The 20641-nt window shown below is 54.5% G+C and carries 16 protein-coding genes; 13 read left to right on the top strand and 3 right to left on the bottom strand.

Going from position 1 to position 20641, the window contains the following annotated elements:
* The 5 genes from tnpA (A3OI_RS0114195) to A3OI_RS0114170 all read left to right on the top strand — a co-directional run.
* Positions 1-187, top strand: a 187-nt coding sequence (tnpA, locus tag A3OI_RS0114195; RefSeq protein ID WP_018404902.1) for an IS200/IS605 family transposase, incomplete at its 5' end; no start/stop codon positions are given.
* Between the two features lie 388 nt (positions 188-575).
* On the top strand, positions 576-1733 hold the full coding sequence (locus A3OI_RS0114185) for a hypothetical protein (RefSeq protein WP_155903141.1): 1158 nt from the start codon (positions 576-578) through the stop codon (positions 1731-1733).
* A gap of 163 nt (positions 1734-1896) precedes the next feature.
* On the top strand, positions 1897-7431 hold the full coding sequence (locus A3OI_RS0114180) for an LPD1 domain-containing protein (protein ID WP_018404915.1): 5535 nt from the start codon (positions 1897-1899) through the stop codon (positions 7429-7431).
* A gap of 13 nt (positions 7432-7444) precedes the next feature.
* The gene (locus tag A3OI_RS0114175; protein WP_018404914.1) at positions 7445-8944 is read left to right on the top strand and encodes a hypothetical protein; all 1500 of its coding nucleotides are present in this window, start codon (positions 7445-7447) and stop codon (positions 8942-8944) included.
* 50 nt (positions 8945-8994) lie between these two features.
* Positions 8995-10704, top strand: coding sequence for a hypothetical protein (locus A3OI_RS0114170; RefSeq protein WP_018404913.1), 1710 nt, complete (start codon positions 8995-8997; stop codon positions 10702-10704).
* 102 nt (positions 10705-10806) lie between these two features.
* Here A3OI_RS0114170 and A3OI_RS0114165 read toward each other — a convergent pair whose 3' ends face one another.
* Both A3OI_RS0114165 and A3OI_RS0114160 read right to left on the bottom strand, forming a co-directional pair.
* Positions 10807-11562 (bottom strand): hypothetical protein, encoded by a 756-nt coding sequence (locus A3OI_RS0114165; RefSeq protein ID WP_018404912.1) that lies wholly within the window; start codon positions 11560-11562, stop codon positions 10807-10809.
* A gap of 134 nt (positions 11563-11696) precedes the next feature.
* Positions 11697-12959, bottom strand: coding sequence for a hypothetical protein (locus A3OI_RS0114160; RefSeq protein WP_155903139.1), 1263 nt, complete (start codon positions 12957-12959; stop codon positions 11697-11699).
* A gap of 296 nt (positions 12960-13255) precedes the next feature.
* On the opposite strand from A3OI_RS0114160, the gene A3OI_RS0114155 reads away from it, so the two are divergent.
* The 8 genes from A3OI_RS0114155 to A3OI_RS0114120 all read left to right on the top strand — a co-directional run bounded on the left by A3OI_RS0114155 (position 13256) and on the right by A3OI_RS0114120 (position 20474).
* Positions 13256-14137 (top strand): DotI/IcmL family type IV secretion protein, encoded by an 882-nt coding sequence (locus A3OI_RS0114155; protein WP_018404910.1) that lies wholly within the window; start codon positions 13256-13258, stop codon positions 14135-14137.
* Between the two features lie 11 nt (positions 14138-14148).
* Positions 14149-15093 carry a DotH/IcmK family type IV secretion protein gene (locus tag A3OI_RS0114150; protein WP_018404909.1) on the top strand — a complete coding sequence of 315 codons (945 nt, stop codon included), beginning with the start codon at positions 14149-14151 and terminating at the stop codon, positions 15091-15093.
* Between the two features lie 2 nt (positions 15094-15095).
* Complete coding sequence (locus A3OI_RS0114145; protein WP_018404908.1) at positions 15096-16430, top strand: DotG/IcmE/VirB10 family protein; 1335 nt, start codon at positions 15096-15098, stop codon at positions 16428-16430.
* Between the two features lie 110 nt (positions 16431-16540).
* A complete protein-coding gene (locus tag A3OI_RS21230) occupies positions 16541-17980 on the top strand; it encodes a peptidoglycan-binding domain-containing protein (protein ID WP_018404907.1) in 1440 nt (479 codons plus the stop codon).
* A gap of 27 nt (positions 17981-18007) precedes the next feature.
* The gene (locus tag A3OI_RS0114135; protein ID WP_018404906.1) at positions 18008-18613 is read left to right on the top strand and encodes a hypothetical protein; all 606 of its coding nucleotides are present in this window, start codon (positions 18008-18010) and stop codon (positions 18611-18613) included.
* A gap of 45 nt (positions 18614-18658) precedes the next feature.
* On the top strand, positions 18659-19054 hold the full coding sequence (locus A3OI_RS0114130; protein ID WP_228702991.1) for a hypothetical protein: 396 nt from the start codon (positions 18659-18661) through the stop codon (positions 19052-19054).
* A gap of 18 nt (positions 19055-19072) precedes the next feature.
* Entirely contained in the window at positions 19073-19882 is an 810-nt protein-coding gene (locus A3OI_RS0114125; RefSeq protein WP_155903137.1) for a hypothetical protein, read from the top strand.
* 82 nt (positions 19883-19964) lie between these two features.
* Positions 19965-20474 (top strand): hypothetical protein, encoded by a 510-nt coding sequence (locus A3OI_RS0114120; RefSeq protein ID WP_018404903.1) that lies wholly within the window; start codon positions 19965-19967, stop codon positions 20472-20474.
* Here A3OI_RS0114120 and tnpA (A3OI_RS0114115) read toward each other — a convergent pair.
* On the bottom strand, positions 20455-20641 hold a 187-nt coding region (gene tnpA, locus A3OI_RS0114115; RefSeq protein ID WP_018404902.1), incomplete at its 5' end, for an IS200/IS605 family transposase. The genes A3OI_RS0114120 and tnpA (A3OI_RS0114115) overlap by 20 nt on opposite strands.

The raw sequence follows: 20641 nt of genomic DNA, 5'->3' as shown, positions 1-20641 counted from the left end.
CGTGCAACTCACCAAGTTGATTAACTCGCTTAAAGCTGTGACCTCTCGCCGACTGCGACAGCAGTTTCCGGATTTAACAGGGGCGTATCACAAGCCTGTTCTTTGGAGTCGCGCCTACTTCGTTTCCTCTTGTGGCGGCGCTCCCCTTGAAATCATCAAAGATTATATCAAGAACCAGCAGGGCTAACGCCCTGCACCGCATTCACCCCACACCTAGCTCGGAGTGGGTACCCTGCGGCAAGCAGGATGGTGGCGAAACAATGGTCGCAAGTATACGACCTCCAGCCGGGGATCTTTCAGATGATGTTCAAAACTGAACACGTAAAGCAAGGCTTCCGTTGAACGGTGGTAAGGTAAATTTACCGTCAACCTGGAAAGAATAAACGATGCCCGACACTGCCTACGACCCCCTAACGTGCAGACGTTCCACACGGCTTGGCCGGTCCTTTCTTGTCTTCACAGCGACCGTATTAGCCATTGCAGCAGCACCCAAGGGCAATGCAAATGATCTAACGGCTACCGACCCTGTTGATCATGTTGTCCAATGGATCACGCTGTGCAGGTCAGATTCTACTGTGACTCAGTACGTGAATGATTGGTCAGAGACAATGATAAAGGATGGGTTTGCGGCTTTGTCGAGCAACGGGGCTGATCTGCCGATTGAAGAGTTCACGGATATTGAGGCTTGCTTGTCGTTATCCGCCAGCGCTGAAATGCAAACGCCCGTGTTTGTGGTAAGTAAGTCGTTATCGTTGGATGAGTTACCCGGGAGTGCTGAGAGCATAAAAGCACTTCAGGCGCACCATGTGACACAGCATCTGGTTCATAGGATGCAGAAGGCAGACATAAACCTGTTTAGCATGCAGGGCAGGGCGGGGAACCGCTCATTGGATGAAATGCTCAGGATCGACCCGGACCTGGCTCACGAAACACTGAATTTTGGAGCGATCACTGGCATCGACCGCCAGCAACGGTCATTTGCGATCAAAGGGAACCAAGCCTGTGTGATCGCGCTCGAAGAAACGCCTTTGGAACCGTTTGCCGAAATGCGCCTGGCAAACCAATCGATCGCACCAAGTGTAGGACGTTTTCTGAAAACACATGGCCGCTCTGTTGAATTTTGGCATGAAGCGGCTCACTGCAACATGAGCGTTGCAGGGAAGACGATAAAGCAAGAACTGGATGCATCCGGGACTGGCCCATCAAGGTCATGCGCTGCAAGCACTATCCCGATGGATTTCGATAGCAGGCCTGACGATGGCCTGACACCGAATGATCACTTTGCCGGCGCTATGGATAATCGCATCCTGCACAGTCTCCAGCAGGAGTCGCTGGCTGATGAGTTCGGTATGACGATGGCGAACCGGTATCAGGGAGCCCCCCGGGCCGGGTGTCATTCGCCAGAGGTTATCAGTCACCCATGGCAGCGTTATCGGCTGATGGATTCGCTGAACCATCCCAGGGCAGATTACATGACATGGCTAATACCCTGGCTCAAGGATCAGTCAACGGGTGTCCAGCGACAGATGGTGTCGGACGCCTATCAAGGGCTCTACCAGGCGGCTAAAACCCTGCTCCCAGAAGAACAATACCGGAGCATCGTTCACGCGCAGTCCATTTTGGCAGGAACGCAAGCGTTCAATACACCTTCGGCTAACCCAGATCCCGTCCGTGCAAAAGCCTGGGCCGCCTGGATTGAAGCGCAGGTTACAGACCTCGGTTTGTCTCAGTAGGGCGCGACCTTCTGTCCAAATTCACCGTATTCAGCGTGTAATGGTGTCATTAGGTAAACCCCTGATCAGAATATTGCCGGACACCTCGGTTATACTGTATGTAATTCAAACTAGAAAACCCTATACGATAAATAAATCACCCGTTGGTGAATTGGTGGCATAGATGGCTGAAATGATCAGCAAACCGGAAAACCAGATAACATTGGATCGAACGGTAGATACCTCCAAGGCGCCGGGGCTGTGGCCGCGGGTTGAACAGCAGGATATTTCCGTGGCGGCGCTGTTGAACAGGCATCAGTGGTTGGCCATGGTGAAGGAAGAGTCGCCAGGTGCATTGTCGTCAGCTCAGCGGGACTTTTTGCTGGCAATGGGATTCCGTGAAGGCTCCAGTGGCCGGTATTTCTATCCCGGTTACCCGACTCCCAGACTCGTTTCTCAACTGTGCTCTGCCTTTGATTGTCAGGCGGACGGACTGATGCCCGACCAGGTTATCACCGTGACACCGCAGGACACGTTCAAGCCCAACATCCCTCTGGAGGTTCAGGCGGGCGTGCGCTGGTATTGGAAGCATCAACCTCGGCTTTTGAAAGATGAGATTGAGGACAGTCTGGCTGGTCGTGAGGATGAGTTGTCTACCACCACACTGCGCGCGATCGAGTCCGAGCGACTTGAAAATATGGTTCGCCTGCAAGTGCTGGTAGGACAGGCAATGGAGGGGGAGATCACTCCATTGACTGAACCGGTACTCGCGATGGGGCTTTATCGTGGTACCGCCAGCTACGGACCTCAAATCGCCGATTGGCCGGAGGACCTTCAAGCTTTTCATGAGCAACTGGCCGAGGTTCGCGGTGAAACACCACCGGCGACCTTAGAAATCGACCCGCTCTATCAATACAGCAGTGATCCGCGGCCGGGGATCGGGCAGAGAATTCAGTGGAACACACCCGTCGAGACCGTGGCGGGCTTTGTCGTTGGCCATGATGACAGCGAAACATCGCTGTGGGTTGTGCGCCTGAAAGGCGCTGAGCCGACCACAGAGATTGGCTTCCTGTTTCCCCGGCGTGAGCGTATTGCACTGGAGAGCGTGGTTGGTTTCAACGAGAAGCCGGAGACGCAAGACGAGCCGGAACCAACCCCGGAACCCGCAGCGTCAGTCGAGACAGACAAGAAACCGCAGGCACCCGTCACACTGACGGACCTGCCGAATCTGGCCATGGCGAATAGAAAGCCGGGTGACATTCTGTCCGAGGCCAATAAAGCGCAGGTGGCCATGGCGATGCGGCTGGGTCTCATCATGGGCAATCACCCGCTGATGATGCAGCCTAATCAGGCCAAGGACGCCGTTATATCGTGGCGGACTCTTGATGACATCATTGTGTACCGACCCACGCGCGACCAATCCGAGCGCGCTCGCGATGATGCGGAAATAGTGGTGCGCGATACATCTCTGGAGTGGTTCAACCGCGCCCAGCCGGAAACACCTGACGGGCGTCGCAGCCCGGTGGCGGTCTTTCCGGCACAGGCACCGGTGATCACTGACGTGGATTTGGCGATGAGCCCGGAGATTGCATCGCGGCTGGAGCGCTTCGAGTTCTGCCGAGTGGGGATTCACCCGCTTGTTGTCGGGAAAATCGAAGCAGCGCTGGAGGATTGGTCAGAGAACGAGGCTCCCAAGCTGCATGATCCGTCCGGAGGACTGGTTCCGATGCTTCGAAGCACGGCCTCTTTTTATCGGTCGTCCTCACTGCACCTGAGCCAGATGTCCTTCTCCATGGGGGACCATATATTTCAATCAACACTGCGAAAATATTTCCAAGACGTTAAAGAGACCGTTGCGTCGTCCGATGACAGCAATTACGAGACCCACCTGAAGACCTTGGATCACATGCTGCGCGAGGAAACTCAGGAGAAGCTGTCCGAACACCTGCAAGGCCTCGTGTTTACGCGCCACCAGGATGCACATGACTTTGTTAACGGCACCGGTGAAAGGTTCACGGAAGTCGTATCACGGAATGAGCAGTTGCTAAAGTCGCTGGCGGATCTGTCCAACCGGTCGCTGGAGACGATTTGGAAGACTCGCCATCCGATTTTCGTCGTACTGGATGAGATGAAGTCTCAGGGACTGCCATACACCGGCCGTGCCGAGGGGTTAGCGGCCCTGAACATCGATTTGTCCGAACATATCCACTGGCTTGGACAAATGGCTCAGATGAATGGCGTTTCCATCGATGGCGCTCATACCCATCGCGTCATGGAGAACCTACCGCAAGAAGCTATTGAAAGGCTCTCACTGCAGGGGCGCGTTCGGCCTCTGCCCCGAGGCATGATTACGACAGGGCTACTGACCCGCGAGGGAGAGACGGAGCCGTTTCAAATTCTAGTTTTGGCGGAGTCCAGCCAACTGCGCAACAAATACCTGCTTGGCGATAAGGTCGGCCTGCATACACCCAATCTATTTAACCAGGATGATGATAATGGCGGTTCTTCCCGGCATGAAAGCCTGGGTCGTCTCGTTGACCTCAATGCGATGGCACCTATTCAAACAGGGGAGGCGCTGACACGGGACAATCAGGTAATCACCGAAGAAAGTCTATCCGCCCTTAAGCCAACAGTGATTGGGCTTGAGGACTTCGGGTATCTGGATGCGCACCCCGTATCGAGCCGCATCGGGCTGAGTCGAGTTGAGACAGCTCGGGCGTCGGCAGAGGTACCGCAGGAAACTCTGGGCTACACGCCCCGGGAAACAGTGACCGATGCTCTGGACCTCGCCAGGCAATCATTGTTTACGATGATTCCAGGCTGGAGAAACCGGGATGCGAAACGTGAGCAGGTATTGGAAGCCATCAAACTTTGGATCACCGATTTCAAACCGCTCAAGAAGCTAGCGAACCCGACCAGAGTTGCCGAAGATATTCTTGAAAGACTGATCAAACAATCGGACTCGGAAATGGTGCTGGTGGGGGCGAAGACTTCGTCGCGCCAGGTTCGGTATCACATGCGGACGATTACGCGTGAAGATCTGCTTAATTCAGAGGGCGATCGGGCCGATGCCGTTGAGCGAAAGGTGCTGGAGATAAAGAATTACGACCGTCGCGCGGTGAAGGGCTGGCACTTCGCAACGTTTGATTTGGCAACCGTGTTGCGCCCGGAAGCACTGCGCTACCTGAGCGAACTGCGAGCCAACGAGAAGTTGGGCACAAAAGGTACTGATACCGAAACGAAACCTGCCAGGCGAGGCGCCCGGCAGGATCGGGGTCAGGTTGCCGGACTGGCCATTAAAGACCTGCGAGGAAAAGCCTCAACCATCATCAGCAACATTGCCTCTGCTGACAAGGAAGATCAGCTCAAGTTTGTCACCAAAACCAAACTGTGGGACACGCCGGACTGGGTGACTCTCCGATCTCCGAGTGAGGAAGACCGCAATAGCGGCGAGCGCCCGATGGAACCCGTCGTTGCAGCATTCTTCGATGAATTGCGCAAGAACACGCCGATGAAGCCACCCGCAAACATCTCAGCGTTGAATCTTATTTATACACGCTATGTGCTGGGCATCCGGGATGCGTTTCAGGACATTCGCACGGAAGAGGAACTGCACACCGCCCTTAAACCTGATGGTCGGCTTGAAAAGCTGGTGACCACCATGCAAAAGGAGTGCGATGAGCAGGGCTGTCCGGAGGAATTACTGGCCGGTCGAAATGGCCAGCGATATTACCACCACATGATGGCCTTTGGCGGTACGATCATGAGTGCAACGCGGCGCAGTAAAAAGAACACGCACTGGGACATCAAAGACACCCAGGGAACCGGCAGGCGGTCGGTGGACGATGACGATCAACCACAGGTCGGCGCCATGCCGATGCTGGGCCAGCTGGTCCGCAAAGGCGCACAAGATTACCGAAGCGACACGAATGTGACTGAGCAGACGATGATTGCCACATTTGGCTTTTCAGGCATCGAGTACGGCAAGAGCATGACCCAGAAGGACCGTGAAACCTACCTGAACGAAGCCTACGACGGATTTCTGGACTTGGCTAACGTCATGAATGTTCCACCACAGGCCATGAGTCTTGGCGGCACACTCGGCCTGGCGTTTGGGTCACGCGGCAAAGGGGGGCGCAATGCAGCTCTGGCACATTTCGAACCGAGCAACAACGCCATCAACCTAACTCGCATGAAAGGCGCCGGGTCCATGGCACACGAGTTCGGGCATGCACTGGCCAACTACCTGTTCCGGCTGTCTCGTGGGGTGCAGGGGTCTCGGAGCCCGGGTGACATCACCGACACCCTTGATCGACAGATTAATCGCAGACAATCACAGTTCGAAGGCGGACAGTTGCGACAGGGGGTGACGGACGCGATTGCTTTCGTACTCAAATCCTTGAGATATGCGCCGGTGCAGCCCGACGACGGCAACCGAAGAACCTCCTATTACTTCCAGGGTGCAGTGAACGCCGATAACCGCAAAGGCAGCCGCGGCACCCAGTCGGAGCCTTACTGGGCATCGATTAAAGAGATGTTTGCGCGGGCGTTTGAAACCTACGTGGATGCGACCCTTAAAGACAGTGATTCGGAGTTCCGCAATGACTTTCTGGTACGCCCGGACAAGCTGCGCGCCTGGGGGACTGATGTGGAAGATCGACGCCTGGAGCTTGAAGCGGATCGACCGGAACCCCTTGCGCTGCCAGCCAACGCGACTGACGATCAGCGCCGCGCCTGGCGCACCCGCGAAACGGCGATTGGCAGCGTGAATCGGCAAATCAGTGATCTGATGCCTCTGTATCCCAGCGGCGATGAACTCAAAGCAGCCACAAAAACTTTCAACAAGCTGTTCGAGACGCTGGAAACAAGACCGCAGCAGGTGATGCACGAGCATCTGGGCGAGATCGAGCTGCCGATGCTTTACAGCCATGACACGACCTCGATTGTTCGCGTGTCAGAACGTGAGCAATGCATCCTCTCCCAGTGCATCATGGATGAAGTCGCGCGGATGTGCGGCCATGACGTCTGGGTCGGCTGGCACAAGGAACTTCACGATAGTGAAGGTAACGCCGTTGCCGGCCGGTACCGGAATTCCGACAGCGCCGATCAGAGTGTGCGGGCAGTGATTGATCTGGCGTATGGCACCCCGCTTAACACAGCCCACCACGAGGCCTTTCATTTCGCCCAATCACACCTACTAACCGAGCAGGAACAGGCGCGTCTTGATGCCGACTTCCAGCCCGGTGAACCCTTGCACCAGCGTCTCGTGAACACCCTGATCTCAACCGGAAAATACGAGCTTGTCGAAATGGTGAAGGACAACCCTCTGGAAGCACAGGCTTACGCTTATGAGCTGTGGGTTCAGGGGAAGCTGGATGTTCGACTAGAGGAGCAGCCCAGCAGCATATTTGGTCGTGTCCGAAAGTTTTTCGACCGGGTTCTGGGGATTTCACAAAATGCCGGATTTCACACAGCCCAGGATGTTTTCCAGGCGTTCCATCAAGGACAGCTTGCACAGCGAAATCAGACAACGACGCTGCGCAGCAATGGAAACGAACAGAGCAAAATACCAGGGCGCGAGCAAGTCGCTAACAATGATGAGCGCCAGCCTGCCCCGAACAAGCACTCACAAGGACGCCAATCTCTTACGGAAGACAACAGTAAGATGATGACCAACCATGACTCCGATGATTTCAATGCAGGACCCCAGCTGGCCTGAACCGGGAAACATTATGCAGCAGGAATACCAAAATAAATTCACGCTTTTTGACACCCTGGATGAAGTCGTATTCTCCAAAGGGGATGCCCACATGATGATGCTGGACTTCCCGATGCTCAACGCACTGGAGAGTCAGCTGGGAGCCGTCTTTCTGGGGGCTTTCAAACAGCACGTAAATGCCGCTATTGCTGAGTACCTGGAAGCAACGACAATAGCCCGGCCAATTACACTGGACGGCACGTGGATGGGGGCAAGACTGGCGATCTCCGTCTCCAAACATCTTCGGCCGGCGAACCTAAAACGATTAACGGATCATTTGAAAACGTCGGTTGAGATGATGGGGGAAGTGACGTTTGAGCAGGACAACGAAACAACGTCTATTCACTGGCGAACACGCCCTTACCTTGCGACCGTCGATGAGTACCGGTTGTTAAATCCGGAATCCATGCTTGAGGACCTGAGTTTCGCCCTTTTTGATCTCAAATTGCGAGATATGAAGTCACAGAAACTCAGCACGTCGCATCTGATCCCGGGGTGCTCAGAAGTAATGGAGGATTGGAGCGAGCGCAAAGGTGCCTTGATGGAAGAGAATCGAGGCCGACAGTGGAACCGAATGGGCCGAGCTCTGGAAATCGCCATGGGGAACTTCGAGGTCCCGATCGCTTTTCACCCTATTTATGAGTACGACTCGAAACTTATTGAGGGAATCAGAGTTGAGATCGATGAGGTTGACCTGCTATTGGGCGACCCTCATTCCCCGGAGTTTGACGCCCGGAAGGACAGTGTAACTGCTTCACCATCCATGCTGCGCGACATCGCCGGTCACAACGCAATTGCCTGGAAACTGGAAATTTACGCCGTCCAAGAAGCCTTAGCCTGGTTCGCATGCTGGCGGAAAGCACCGGAAACCTATGCGCCCGTGCGTCTGTACCTGCCTATTCCGTTGACTTACCTGAAACCTCAGACAGAGGTCTTCGCTGGTATTCAGCGGGTCCTGGAATACCATGAGTCTCTTGCCGACTCGATCACCTTTGTCTTGAGTCCGCCAGCTCGCGAACTTACCGATACTGAGATTCACGATCTCAGGAAGACCATTGCCGGCCTGGGGAAAACCCTCGGTGCGCAATGCGTGCTGGATAAGGTAACCCTGCACGGCCATTTCAATCAGTTAAGTACCAGAAAAAATGAATCACTCTGGCAGGACCTGGGGCTGAACGAAGTCCGGATCAGCAACGAATGGGTTGATCTACCCCCCAACAAAGCCAATGTTGCACTGCTTCAACTGATGGTCAGTGACTTGCGAAATGAACGAGTAGAGTGCATTGCCCCAGCCGGGCTCAACCCGATCATGCATAAGAACATGCACGAAAGCGGGGTTCGCGCCTATGAGAGCGGAGACCCAGAGGCACAGCTGTCGCCCGCAAAAACGGAAATGTTGTTACGAAATGAGCATACCCGAATGCACCGCAACGTGATTTCCGCGGCCAACTTGTTTGGCTCCCGGGCATCGTGATACGCGAAATAAACGATTGGACTGATTGACTCGGTTACCGGAGGCAAATAATGAGTGATGATACCCGCAACACGCCAGACGAACAGAAACCTGAAGCTCTGAACCTGTTTGGCGGTAACATCAGTGACTACGACCCCAATCCGACAAGGGAAGATCTGGATCAGAATGATCTCGATGAGGACTCGCCAGAGCCCGAAGCGCCGGCATCAGAGGTTGCAGCCGAGGATGCGGAAAATGGCGCACCGCAAACCGGTGCGCCAGAGCAGGGCGCCACCACGGATGAGGAACAGGAGAAGCCCGAGAGTGCCGAGCAACACAAGGTCAAAAACCACAGCGAACCACCGATGAACGACAGCGTGTTCAACCCGGCACACACCCCACAGACACTCATGAAGGCCGCCAAAATTCGCGAGGCATCAGCAGCAGAACCTGCGTTGGTCGGCCAGGACGCACACCTGTTGCGCTTCAACCCGGACAGCAAGCAGTACCAGCCAAAGGATGAGGAAGCAGAAGCCACTCTTGCCATGATGGGTGGCGATGCCGATATCTACATGGCTGGCGGTGGATCGCACGTGGCGCAACCGGTGATGTGGGATCAGGAGAGCGGCCACCTCGCCAAAAACCCGGACGGCAAACCTGTGCATCTTGCTCACACCGCGGAGCACCGGCAATCCATTACCATGTTGCGCCAGGAAACCACGGGCCAGAAGATGACGCGTGCGATGCGCCAACGCCAGGCACAGGCCGATCTGAATGGCCAGAGCCCCGACGCAAAGCCAGAAGCAGACGCAAAGCCAAGCACCGACCCCGTTGAGCAGCAGGAAAAAGACACGGTCGACCCGCGTCCGATGACTGCGGGCGCAGCCGTTATGATGGGGCTGGGGAAGGCAATCAGCAAACTGGCAGAAGCATTTGTCAAGCTGATGGAATGGATAGCAGAAAAAGCCGGAAGCGCGGTCCAGGCTGTAACGCCGAAGTTTCAAGCCGGCATAGATAAGATCAAAACCGCGCATAGCAACTGGAAAGATCAGAATGACAAGCCCAAAACAGAGACTCGCTTCGGAGAAAAAACCCTGGGCAGTATTAATAAGGGTCTTCAAAAGTTCCGCACGAATCCGCTGACCCCGGATGCGGTAGCCAATGCCTCGAAAGACATGGATGTCTCGTCTCTGAGCCATCGCATCAATGAGCGCAACCAGCAAGCCTTTAAGCAGGTGACCCAGAATGCCGAGGGCATAGTGTCAGACTACAAGCAGAAGATTCGCAGCAGCTTGCAGGATGTGGAAACCGGGATGCACCTCAAAGAGGTAGGGCAGATTCCGCTGGTATCTCCGTCTGATTTTGAAAATCGCGCCCGCTCGTCCAATCCGGGCGACCGTAAGCGCATCACTGGCGGGCTGCAGTCCCTAGTGAGCAGCACACGCGCCTATCGTGACAACGTGAACGGACTGCTCAACAGCGACCAGACCGAGGGACTGCAACCCTCAGATCGCAAACAGGTGCTGTCCCGCCTGCTTGATCAGGGCGCTCACCCGGACAGCGGGCTTGAATCGCATCAGCAAAAAATAATGGATTACGCATCGGTCAAAGGCGAGGGGGTAAAAGATAAATTGGTCTTCGGGTTTGCCGGGACCCAAGCGTTACTGGAAACCCGGTTGCATCATGCCAACGAGGCAGCGCAACAGGATCCCCTCCAGACCAAAGGCCAATCCGAAAACGGCACTCACGACGACCAGGCCCACGTGAGTTCACCAAGCTAAACCAAACCTCCGCAAAAAGGCCACAAAAAACGCCGGTACCTTAACAGGGCCGGCGTTGTTGTGACTGGGCGGCAAAGCGATCGCACCCGGAATGAATGTACTTTACCACCAGGGGTATGGCCGAGGCATGTCCTGATCCGCCAGCACCTTCATTTCAACTCGTTCCTCATTCGTCATAACCTGCATCATCCACATCTGGTCCGACGTAAGCCCAAGGTCCCCTCTGTAATTGAAGGGATTCCGGCGCACGCCGTCTTTCCCAACGTCACCCATCACCCGGCCCCACGCTTCATAGGCACCCCGTGGGCCGTACCAAGCGACTCCAAAACCCGGGATATCTCCCATTGCGGGGGCGAAGTGCCCTCGGGCGACGACGCGCTCCAGATACTCAAAGTCCTTGAGCGTGTGCGCGTTGAAGTGCCCAGAACAAAGGTTATGCATTGGGGCATAGAGGAATACAGCGGTATCGACGGCCACTTCCACCCCGGTGATATTCTTGCGGGATTCCTTGATCATGTCCTGGCGCGTTGCGCCTTGCTCAATGGTATAAATCGCGCTCTTGAGGTAATCCACCAGAATGGGTCCCGACTCGCCGTCGGCAAAGTCTCGCTGGAGATCTACCAGCTCCGGATCGTCGTAAAGCCCTGTCAAGCCATAGAATTTATGGAACAGCAGATGCTTGTAAGCCAACCGGCAAACGATCTGAGCGATTTTGATCTGATCCAGGCGCACCCACATCAGATGCAGATAATCCTCCCTGGAGATCTTCTCGCGAGCCTTCACGGACGCGTCAATCTCCCTCAGCTTCTTCTCAACATCTGCATCCGAATACGTCCAGCTATAGGATATTTCGGTCATGTTTGTGGCCCTCGCGTGGCGTCTTCGATACTGAACTTCAATGCACTCATTATACCCAGGGCACATAGAGGTCCGTTAATTCGGGGTGAAACCTACATATAGGTGCCATCGGGAAGAAAAACACAATATGTTGATTATGAGCGGGCTGCCTTGATTAAAGATACATAACCGGGCTTCGGAATGCCCGGTGAAATCGTCAACCCACTATCCTTGTGCTCGAAGATCACCAGCGGCGTTGCCGGGTGGGCAATCGTCATCAGCGCGGTATTCTTCACCACCGGATCCAGATACGGCACCAACTTATCAATACCCTCACTGCTATCAAGGCGTTGTGCATACCCCGGGTCTGTCATGAGACTGTCTAACATGCCGAGCGCATCCCCGCCCCGGTCGAGATCTGCAATCAGGGCCGCGCTGGCGGTTAGGCTTGAGCGATTATCCGGGAAGACAATCGAAGGAATCCAGTGAATTTCCAGGCTCCCCGATCTCACATCGGCCGCCACCTGGGTGTAGTAACGATGGCAGACTGAACAATTCGGATCGAACATTACGTAAATCTTGTATTCAGAATCTCCCTGCACAATTGCGGGCAGGCTTTTCACGACATCCAGGAAAACGGATTGTTGTCGCTGCGGGTCGTCGCCGATCTCCCGAAGCTCCTTGATATCAGAATCCTTATCCAGCATCACCCGAACGGCCGCGCCAAATGCGCCACTGTTACTCACGTCCGAAAGACTCGAAATCACCCGCTCACGGTAATCCTGTGACGCAAGCGAATCGCTCTGTGGTTCATCGGTCGGTTGTTGACCGACTGATGGCAGTTCAGCAGTGGCCGGCGAAGCCGTCACTTGCTGTCCCGAAGCAGGCATTTGATGCGATGGCGCTAGCACCGCAGCGCCCCCTGTAGGCGCTGTTGCCTGACCACCTATCACCTGTCCCTGAGTATTAGAACTGGCGGCAGGGGAAGGGGTGGCAGCTTCTGTCGGTGCCCGCGGTGAAGGTATGTTTTGAGACCCAGTATCGGACGAAGCCGGCTGAGGTGTGCGATTGGCGTGAGACTGATCAATGCCCAATACATCGTTCATGGCCTGCATATTAGAGCGCTTTGCTCGCGGATCGATACTGGCATTGCCATCAGGTAGTTCCAGTTGGCCGCCAGGGTAACTCCCCACTATGGGTGGAATGACAACACCTGATATGACAGAGGTGCGATCAGACAGGACATAGACAGACTGCATATTCAAAACGCCCGGCACCTGTATGAAAACTTCAATGGTGTCCGAAGGCCCCGCCTTCTGCCCAAGAATAGCGACGGAGGGCAGAGTCCCTTGAATTGCTTTAATGGCCTCCTGGCGGTCCTCACTGCTCAAGGTGATAGCGCCAGACTCCTGTGCCATCGATGAACCGGAGAACAGAACGCCGGCGACAGCGACTGCGCGAGCCAGCCGGGAAATACCCAAGTGTGGGAATGATAGACGCATGTAGACCTCATCGTTGCCATGAATAAACACTACAAACCACTAATGGCTATGTGAGTGCTTCTTTGTGCATTAATTTACCATGCCTCGGCAGATGCAGCGGCCGCGATGTTTCCAAGAGGGGAATTTCGTGTTTTGTAACACAGCCTCATGGAGAAGCGATATTTTGGGGTACCATGATTTGAATTATTGGGTACCACCGGATGTAACACGTCATGACCGAACCCCAGGATCAGATTCGACCGAAGCGCACGCCGCCTCGTGAAAATACCAATCGACCTGCCCAAAAAGCGGCCAGCAATTCGACTGAACAGCGACCCCAGGGGCAAGCCGGGAGTAGCCGAAAGGCTCCCCCGCCAAACAGGACATCGCAAAGTCAGGGTGCGCGTCGACAAGTAGCCCCCGGCGCCCAGGCGGCACGAAACGGTGCAGCGAACGAAAAGGGCAAAACGCAGCTGCACGGCATTGAAGCCTTGGCCGCCTTGACCGTTGCCGAGAGCAAGTTATCGCGATTCAAAGGGCGGGTGATTCTCGGCCTAGCGTTCATTCTGATGATATCGCTGGGCTGGAACTCTGTTCAGAGCGCCTTTAGACCAGAGCCCAAACTGCTCGCACTGACACAAGATGGCCGGGTGCAACCGCTGCCATTACTCAGCGACCCGGTGGACTCAAGGCAGGTGTTAATGGATTGGGTCAGGAGAAACGTGCCTAACTTGTTTAACTTCAACTACGTCAACTATCGCAGCCAGCTTCAGAACGCCCTGGATTTTACACAGCCCGTGACTCTTGATCGCTTCCGGGAAGATATCGATAGCTCAGGGATACTCGGAAAGGTGCGTGATGAGTTTCTGATTCTTAGAGCAACGATTGTTAATGAACCTCTCATCGTCAAGGAATTCGTCAACAAAGGTCGCAGGATCTGGGTAGTCGAGATACCAATGGATTTGATTTATGACTCTGGCGAGGTGCGGGACGGTTCACGGCGGCGAATAAATCAAAATATATTGTTCACTGCGTGGATCGCTAGATCCAGCATCATGGAGTACGACGGCGGTCTTATGCTCGCCAAGTACAGCATCAAAACACGGAGGGATTAAGCGTGCAGACTATGTTCAACAGAACATTAAGCATTGGCGTTGCCGTGTTCTTTAGCCTGAGCGGCCACTGGGGTTACGCGGAGACCCAACTGGACCAGAACAGCAATCCAGAGGTTCCGGACAATGTTGACCTCCAGAACTTGCCAACGGACATGGACCTGCTGTTCCCGCTGTCGCCGGAAGAAAAGATGAAGATACGCCAGCGCCAACTGGAAGACCAGGATGCCACCTATCAGCCCTTGCGTGATGTTTCACCGATACGCGATCTGACGTCGATATCAGGCAATGCAGACCAAATCATTGAAGTGTTTGTAACACCAGATTACCCGACATCGATCGTGTTCACCGACATTACAGGTCAGCCATGGCCCATCCGTCATGTAGGTCATACAAGTTCCTTGGCGCGAGTAGAAGAGGTCGAGGGCAGCGATAATGCCCTATTGCTAATGGCCAACAACGGCGCCGGTCGCAAATCCATCAGCGTGTTTTTGGAAGGGCTCGGGTTGCCGGTCACTATGACCGTCACCGGACGCAATACCGAATATCACGCCCTCATGCACATCAAGATTACAGAGCGTGGCCCGAATGCACCTGAGACGGACCCGCTGCTACGGGGTGGCGGCAATCAAGCAACTAGTCTGAACCCTACTGCCATTCCTGAAGACGCACCCAATCTGGATCGGATCCTGAATAAGCTGGCATACAAGGTGACCCCTGAAGGGTTCAAGCGGCTCAAGACTTCGGATTCCAACGTAGATGCCTGGGCTGACGAATCAGACAATAAGCACCTTTATGTGATGACCAACTACAAGATCGTCTCTCCGGCCCCTAAAGCGGGAACTCGATCAGTGACGTCATTACGCGACGATGTGCGAATTTACATATTGCCGAGAATTAACCCCATTATGGCGCTCAACGAAGAAGGCAGGCGCGTTTACCTTTCATTCAAGGAGTAGGCATGTCTGAGCAAAGCACTGCCAAGTTTCTGATTAGTCGCGAGGGGCGTCCCGTCCTGATCGGAACCACCATTGCCATGATCGTATTTATCGTAATCGGCATTTATACCTGGAACCTTCTGTTCTCTAGCGAGCCACAGCGGCCGGACCAGACCGAGGAACAGCAACAACAACGGCGAGCTAGTGCCGGACAAACATCCGTAGACGCCAACAGAGAAAATGTATCTCCCGACTTAACCAGCGATGGATTAACCCCCGAAGCGAGAGCGGCGGTGAAGGAGTACAACCGGAAAGCGGAATCAGAGGGGCGTATCCCGGTACCGACCCCTGATGATGTAGAACTGGTCCAAGCTCAACCCGAATTACCGGAGAATCCGGACAGGGATTCAGCTAGGAAAACACCAGAGCCTCGGAACAACGTTACCAAAGCTGAACAACGTAAACTCGATCAAATGGCCGAACGTCGGCATGAACAACTTGTATCCATTCATCGGGAATATCGCAGCCACCGGTTTGAGGCTGCCAACGCGATGATTGCCATTTTTAACGAGCCCCCGGAAAGTGCCAGCGCCGGGTTCGATGCTGGACAATCCGATAGCGACGGTCGAGATAAACTTCTACGCGTAGCTCGAAATGAAGACGGAACTGCAAGTGTGCGCGCCGGCACTGGCGCTGGTGCTGGTGGCGTCGGAGGCCGCCAATGCAGCGCACCTTTAGTTAAAGCCGGCGAGATCCGTTACGCGAAAACCGATATTGCCTTGAATACGGATTTCAGAGGACCTGTCCGCATGACCTTCCTTGATGGCGCTCTACGGGGCTGGATCGGGATGGGGAGCTTTGAGTTGAATGAGCTCGGGGCACGAATGAAACTCAAGATCACTCGCGTGATTGATCCCGACGGCCAGACCCATGACGTTAGCGCCTGGGTGCTTGATCCGGAAACGACACTGTGGGCAATGGCCTCTGATGTCGACCGCCACATCATTTACCGTTACGGCGGTTTCGGGCTGGGCACCATTCTCTCAGCATTTTCTATACTTGCGGAGAATCGAGCCCAAGAGAGTCAGATCGTCACGCCAGATGGAACGGTTGCAACAAGCAATCGGGAGCCTGACACCAAACAGGTCGTCTGGACAATGCTGGGTGAATTTGGACGGCTGTTCGAAGAAAGCTTCCGAGACAACATCAATCGGCCGATCACGGTAACACTGGATCCCGGCGAGGAAGCCGGTGTTTTGTTCAAGAATACCGTTTGCGAAATTGACTCACAGATCACCCGGGACCGCCGTGATCTTGAGAAAAGGGCAGCACTGGGTCTGGCTGACCCGCTTCGTTAAACCTGGCGAGGTGAAGCCCCTGGAAAACCACAGATTTGGAACATCGTCTGAACAAATGACTATCACACAAAGTATCCTAGTGCGTAATCGTTAAACAACAGGATTGGGACATGGCAGACAAAGACGACGAGTTCATCGGCGAACATGGCGACGAGTTTTCGCGATCAAACGAGGACGAATTCGCCATCCCTGACAATGCCTATGACGACGGTGACATCGAGGAACACGCTGATGAATTCGCCGATAACTTTGCCGATGATCTGAGCGGCCTGGGTGACGATACTGCGGATGCAACAGACGAAGAACTGCAGATGTTCGAAGAACCGACGCTTAGCACGGATCAAAGAGTGGACGAATCCGATCAAGCCGGGAGCGGCGGGCACGATCGAGACGAATACGACTCCGAAACCAAAAAAGGTATCGGCTGGAAATCATGGGTTGGTTTGGGGCTGGCAGGCGTAATCACCGCTGGCGGCCTAACTTTTTTCGTGCTGCCCAGCCCTTCGTCTTCAGGTCAGCCGCAAGCTCAGCCTTCAGGGGCGTTACCTCGACCTCCAGCGCAATCGCCGCCAGCACAAGCGAACAGTTCATCTCAGGCTCCCGTGAATGTTCAGGCGTTCCCTGCGTCACAACTACAGCAGGGTAGTGGGACAGCCGTTGCGCCACCCAATCCTGGCCAGGGGCAAGGTGGCGGTAACGGTGATGGAAACATGCTGCGTCAACCTGGCAACCAATTTGATCGTCCGGGCTACGTGAGTGAGATCGAAGATCGGCTGGCGGAGTTCTCAGGTATCAGCTCGATTGTGGCGCAGAACGCAACACGGATCGAGGACACAGAGAGCGAGCTGGCAACGTTCCAGAACAACATCAAAACAGAAATTGAATTACTAGAAATGCGCTTGGCAGCCCTGGAAAGTGGCGAATCGACTCCCACAGAAAAGTCGGACACCAAGAGCAAAGCATCCGAGAAAGACGGTGGAGAACCTGAAAAACAGGTAGCTGAAAAACAGATAGCGGAGAAACAAAGTGCCACCAAAACCCCGGGCACAGAAGACAACAAGCCGCAATCTGCCCGAAACAAGGATCAAAGCGAAGGCAGTGATGGTGCCGGTTTCGTTTACATAGTCCCGGACACCCCCAGCGAAGTGCGCGACTTACAGAGCATTCTGAAGGAGAACGGTTATCGACCAGGCCCGGTTGATGGGCTGCTTGGTGGACAGACTCGTGAAGCTGTTAAGCGTTTGCAGCAAGAACACGGTTTGCCAATTACTGGATGGTTGAGCGCAGAAACCATGATGGCGGTGGGGCATCCGAAGTTTTATTCAGGCAGTTACCCTGAGCGGAAGCGCAGAACACCTAAAGTGGATGAGCCCAGCGATGAATGGTTTGTGCGTGGAATGACCAGAAGTAAAGCAGTGGTCTACCGAATGGACGGTATGTCCTATGCAGTATCGGTTGGGAGCGAAATACCCGGTATGGGTCAGGTGCTTGATATTGACCCTAGTCAACATCTCGTAAAGACCGATCACGGAGCGATCAGCAAGCGTTAGCGCGAAACAGAGCAGGCGGGACATTCGATGGAAGACAATCTTTTCACCCAGTTGCAAAGTGGAACTGGCAACTTTATGGACTACTTCATTAACTTCGGCCAAGAGCTGAAGGTTTTTGAAGACGTTTTGTTGATGATTTTCATCCCCGGTATAGGGTTGCTCATCTCAGCTTCAGCTGTGTGGGACGTGATGAAAATGCGCGACCCGAAGCACGCAAATAAAGTGACCTCGACCTCCGTGGCTATGCGCATGGTGATTGGGCCGCTCACTATCTTGCTGGTCCCGCTTATTTCCGCCGTCGCACAATCCCTGTTTGGCAATGACCAGACCGGAAGCAATATGCCAAGAGCGTATCGATACGCCGATGCGGCCGCCAATGGCGACCCTACGCAGGCGCTAACCATGACCATTCTGGCGTTCCTGGTATTCATTGGATGGATCACCGGCCTGCGGGCCATGATCGCCTACGCGCGCATCGGTCATCCAAGCACGGACGGGTTTGAGCTCTTTAAGGCGGGAACCGTCCGGTTGTTCGTGGCCACTGCGCTAACGATGTTCCAATTTGTTCTCGACGATGTGTTTGAAAGCTTCACCGGCCAGGCCGACCAGTTCAGCAGCGAGCTGAATCTATAAACCGCCACTTTAATAAACTCCAGCAACTGTAAAGCAGGTAAATCCGTGAAGAAAAATGCAATGAAAAACCTTCAATCAAATATAGAGCCCAATCTCCTTGGTCTGCGCCTACTGCAGATATACGCCGTTTTGATTAGCAGCTTTCTGTTGCCCGCCACGGCGAATGCCGCTCTTAGTGACTGGTTCACCAATATCGGCCAAGAATTCGCCACCATTATCCCGATCATTATTGTTATTTTGGGTGCATTAGGTGTTGTGATGGTCGGCTTCGGGATCATTTCGGCGATCAGTGCTAAGAATGACCGTCAGCCTATGGAGCATCAACCCTGGCTGATTGCCGGCGGTGTTCTCCTGGTCCTCCTGATTCCTCTTGTCGCCGCCATTGGCGAGTCGATGAGCGGTATAGACGCTGCAGCCTCTGTTCAAGACGTACTGAATTAAATGCCGGGCAGTGTGGTGATGAAAACGCCTCGCCTCTTCTCGCCCGCTGTGGCCAAAACCCTGCTTCCGGAATCTCTGGGAGCTGACTTTCAAAGGGTGATGGCGCCGGTCGCGAAGGAAGCAAGACATCGATGTGAACTTACCGGCTTTCCGTATCCGCAGACGCAGGACAAAGAGAATCACAGCTGGCTCATGCTTGAGCCTCGTGAGGAAATGACAGTTGCCCGTGCAGGGAACGCAAAGCCGCTAATCAAAACCCCCGAGCAACTGGCTCAGGATATAAAAAACCAAGGAATAAACAGCAAAACTGTCCGCGCTGTATGTCCGCTGTATTTCTGGGCGAGGCATACGGACCTGGCCCTTTCGTTTCGACGCGGTAGCCTTGTTTTTGCGCCCTGGATCAGCCAGACAGAGCTATTGCAGTTCTTCAGAGCGCTGATGGTTGCCTCAACCCAGAAAGGCGTACCGGCAGCAACAGACGCCCGCCAGACGCTTTATAAATTCGGGGCACTATTCGGCAATGGATCAACATTGTGCGAGGTTACCGGCTTCCCCGAAGACATGGAATGGACAGCAACAGGATGGTTAAAGTCGGTGCGCCGTTTACCAGCCCGTGAGCGTCGCACCTACCTGCAAAGGTTTGCTGTGAACTTACGGTTCTGGCCAGATCCGGATGCTTTCAAGCCCTTGGCCCCCTATTGGGCAAAAGTGATCAAAACGAAAATAGGTAAGGCGGAGCAAGTAGCCGGTACACCGTGGATGAACCACTACCAAAGCTACCTGCGAGAGCTCCAGAATAAGAATCTCGCACCCGTTAATAAAGCGTAAGACGCCCGCGTTGAGTCGCGCACCCATTACTTCAGACTACACCGGTACATACAACCCTTAAAGGGTTCAAAGGAGTCCAGTTATGATGTCAAGAAGCTGCCACTGGCTGTTGGCCCCGCTACCCTTGCTGCTTGTTGCCTGCGGCGGCGGTGATAGCCCAGAACTTGAGTCTGCACCCAATGATGCCGCGCCCCCGGTGCAGGAGACAGTATTATTTGAAAACGGCCCGTTTCCGGTACCTGATTCACAAGCTGTCGCCCCCATCGTACCGGGCGAATATCGGTACACCACTCAAGCGCAAGAACCGGGTGAGGCGCCGCTTGATGGTTCGGCCATTATTAGCGGGTCCGGAAGAATCGCCATCAGCTCGCCTACGAGCGCGCTGTTATTCGCTCGGTTAGAGTCGAATTCAGATGGTTCCTTCACCGCCGAGATTTCGTCTGATGCCGCGAACACCGACCAAGAGCAATTACGGATTCGGGGTTCGATCAATGCGGACGATCCGGGCACCATCCTGCTTGCCGCAGGGTACCCACTCCGAGCTAGGTGTGGGGTGAATGCGGTGCAGGGCGTTAGCCCTGCTGGTTCTTGATATAATCTTTGATGATTTCAAGGGGAGCGCCGCCACAAGAGGAAACGAAGTAGGCGCGACTCCAAAGAACAGGCTTGTGATACGCCCCTGTTAAATCCGGAAACTGCTGTCGCAGTCGGCGAGAGGTCACAGCTTTAAGCGAGTTAATCAACTTGGTGAGTTGCACG

It is taken from the genome of Marinobacter gelidimuriae (genome assembly GCF_000372805.1).
GTDB lineage: Bacteria > Pseudomonadota > Gammaproteobacteria > Pseudomonadales > Oleiphilaceae > Marinobacter > Marinobacter gelidimuriae.
Note: the sequence above shows the minus strand (reverse complement) of the source record. Positions and strands in the feature narration are given on the sequence as shown.